The organism is Sphaerotilus sp., from assembly GCF_041083715.1.
Lineage (GTDB): Bacteria > Pseudomonadota > Gammaproteobacteria > Burkholderiales > Burkholderiaceae_C > Sphaerotilus.
In genome coordinates this window covers 1-3,104 of the sequence record NZ_JBFPGY010000155.1, presented here as the reverse complement: position 1 = coordinate 3,104, position 3,104 = coordinate 1, and the positions used below count along the sequence as shown (strand labels likewise).

Genomic DNA, 3,104 nt, shown 5'->3' with positions numbered 1-3,104 from the left:
ACTGCTGCTCGCTCAGGTCGGTGCCGATGCCGAAGGTGCTCAGGCCGGCATGGCCGTACTGCTCGACCTTCTCGGTGCGCTTGCCACGCAGCACGTCGATCAGGTAGGCCACGCCGAAGCTGCGGGCGCCGTGGGATTCGCGACCGTGCTGGGCAAAGCGGTAGATGCACGACAAGGCCTTGCGGGCCGCGTCGGTGCTGTCCCAGGTGACGGGCGGGTGCAGGCAGTTGTCGCAGTTGCCGCAGGGCTGGCTGTCCTCGCCGAAATACGCCAGCAGCCGCACGCGCCGGCAGTCGTGGGCCTCGGCCAGCGCCAGCAGCGCGTCGAGCTTGCCGCGCTGCACGCGCTTGAAGTCGTCGGCCGCCGGACTCTCGTCGATCATGCGGCGCTGGTTGACGACATCGGCCAGGCCGTAGGTCATCCAGGCATCCGCCGGTGCGCCGTCACGGCCGCCGCGGCCGGTTTCCTGGTAATAGCCTTCGATGTTCTTGGGCAGGTCGAGGTGGGCGACGAAGCGCACGTCCGGCTTGTCGATGCCCATCCCGAAGGCGATGGTCGCCACCATGACCAACCCTTCCTCGCGCAGGAAGCGGTCCTGGTGACGCTTGCGCACGCCGGCGTCCAGACCGGCGTGGTAGGGCAGCGCCGGGATGCCCTCGTCCTGCAGCCACGCCGCCGTCTCTTCCACCTTCTTGCGGCTGCCGCAGTAGACGACACCGGCATCGCCCTCGTGCTCGTCGCGCAGGAAGCGCAGCAGCTGCGTGCGGGCGTTGTCGCGCTCGACGATGGTGTAGCGGATGTTCGGGCGGTCGAAGCTGCTGATGAACAGCTTCGCGTCCTGCAGCTGCAGCCGCTCGATGATGTCGGCGCGGGTGTGGTCGTCGGCGGTGGCGGTCAGCGCGATGCGCGGCACGTCGGGGAAGCGCTCGTGCAGCGCGCTCAGGCCGAGGTATTCCTCGCGGAAGTCGTGGCCCCACTGGCTGACGCAATGCGCCTCGTCGATGGCGAAGAGCGAGAGCTGGCCACGCTCGTGCAGCGACTCCAGCATCGCCAGGAACCGGGGCGTCAGCAGCCGCTCCGGCGCGGCGTAGAGCATGGTCAGCCGGCCCGACAGCAGCCCCTGCTCGACCGACGCCGCCTGCTGCGGACTCAGCGTGGAATTGAGGAAGGCTGCCTCCACGCCCACCTCGTCCAGCGCACCCACCTGGTCCTGCATCAACGCGATCAGCGGGCTGACGACCACCGCCACGCCCTGCCCCGCGCGGTGGCGGACGATGGCCGGGATCTGGTAGCACAGGCTCTTGCCGCCGCCGGTGGGCATCAGCACCAGCGCGTCGCCGCCGCCGATGAGCTGGTCGACGATGGCCTGCTGCTGGCCGCGGAAGGCGGGATAGCCGAAGACGTCGGCGAGAACCTGGCGGGCGGCAGAGGAGGAAGCAGGGCTATTCATGGCTGAGGCCGATGGTACGCGAGCCCCGTGCGGTCGCGATCTCGCCCGCATGGGGGAGAGCGACCGCCTGCCGTGCCGGGTGGCGGTGCGGCACAATTGCCCCCCAACTTGTCACACATTCCGGCCCGGACCACCCCCCCGGCCCCGGAGAGCACAGCACCCCACAGGAGCGCGCGGCCATGGCCTCGATCAACAAAGTCATCCTCATCGGCAACCTCGGCAAAGACCCCGAGATGCGCTACACCCCCAGCGGTTCGGCCATCTGCAGCCTGCGCCTGGCCACCACGCGCAACTGGAAGAGCAAGGAATCCGGAGAGCGCGTCGAGGAGACCGAATGGCACTCGGTCGTCATGTACGACCGCCTGGCCGAAGTCGCCGGCGAGTACCTGCGCAAGGGCCGCCCGGTCTACATCGAAGGCCGCCTGAAGACCCGCAAGTGGCAGGACAAGGACGGCAACGACCGCTACACCACCGAGATCGTCGCCGACCAGATGCAGCTGCTGGGCGGGCGTGACGAGGGCGGAGGCGGTGGTGGTGGCCGCAGCAGCGGTGGCAGCACCGAGTACGGCGACGACATGGGTGGCGGTGGCGGTTATTCGCCGGCTCCGGCTCCGCGTGCGGCAGCACCCCGTCCGGCTGCGCCGCCACGGGCGCCCGCGCCCCGTCCGGCACCGGCGCCTGCGCCGAAGTCGTCGACCGGGTTCGACGACATGGATGACGACATCCCGTTCTGACCAGGTGATCTGATCCCGGGCATTCAAAGCGCCTGAACGATCAGGCACCCGGGCGCTCCTACGATGGTCGGACAGTCTCCACGTCCAACCATGCCCGACCACCCCCACTCCAAACCCCTCGCCTCCCGCCGCCAGATCCTCCTCGGCGGCTCGGCGCTGGCCGTCGCGTCGGGGCTGGCGAGCTGGTGGCGCACCTCCGGCGCGGCGGCAGTCCCGCCCGAGCCACCGGACGACCGACCGCTGATGACCGGCCGCGCGCCGGCCATCTTCATCGGCCACGGCAGCCCGATGAACGCGATCCAGGACAACGACTTCACCCGCACGCTGCGCCAGTGGGGCCGCGACCTGGGCTTGCCGAAGGCGATCCTCGTGGTCTCGGCGCACTGGCTGACGCAGGACCAGGTGCAGGTGTCGCTCGCGCCCCGGCCGCAGACGATCCACGACTTCGGCGGCTTCCCGGCGCAGCTCAACGCCATGGCCTACCCCGCCCCTGGTGCGCCCGGGTTCGCGCAGCGTGCTGCCCACCGGCTCGGCCCGCAGCGCATCGGGCTGGCGGACGACCGCGGGCTGGACCATGGCGCATGGACCGTGCTGCACCACCTCTACCCGGCGGCCAACGTGCCCGTCTTCCAGTGGTCGATCGACATCGCCCGCAGCGGCGCCTGGCACCTCGCCGCAGGCCGGGCGCTCGCGGCGCTGCGCGACGAGGGCGTGCTGATCCTGGGCAGCGGCAATGTGGTGCACAACCTGAGCGACACGATGCGCGACGAGATTGCTTCACCGCGCGGTCTGGCGCCCTGGGCCGATGACTTCGACCAGCGCGTCAAGCAGGCCATCGACGCCGGCGACACCCGTGCGCTGGCCGACCACACGCAGCTCACGCCGGAAGCCCAGCACGCCGTGCCGCTGCCGGACCACTA

General features: G+C 70.4%; 3 protein-coding genes. 2 read left to right on the top strand and 1 reads right to left on the bottom strand.

Annotated elements, in window-relative coordinates:
* The coding region (gene recQ, locus AB3X43_RS07170) for a DNA helicase RecQ (RefSeq protein ID WP_369429174.1) at nt 1-1,450 on the bottom strand (1,450 nt) is incomplete at its 3' end.
* A 179-nt stretch (nt 1,451-1,629) separates the two neighbouring features.
* Between recQ and ssb the strand changes: the two genes are divergently transcribed.
* Nucleotides 1,630-2,184, top strand: a complete 555-nt coding sequence (ssb, locus tag AB3X43_RS07165) for a single-stranded DNA-binding protein (protein ID WP_369429173.1) — start codon at nt 1,630-1,632, stop codon at nt 2,182-2,184.
* 90 nt (nt 2,185-2,274) lie between these two features.
* Nucleotides 2,275-3,104, top strand: an 830-nt coding sequence (locus AB3X43_RS07160) for a dioxygenase family protein (protein ID WP_369429172.1), incomplete at its 3' end; no start/stop codon positions are given.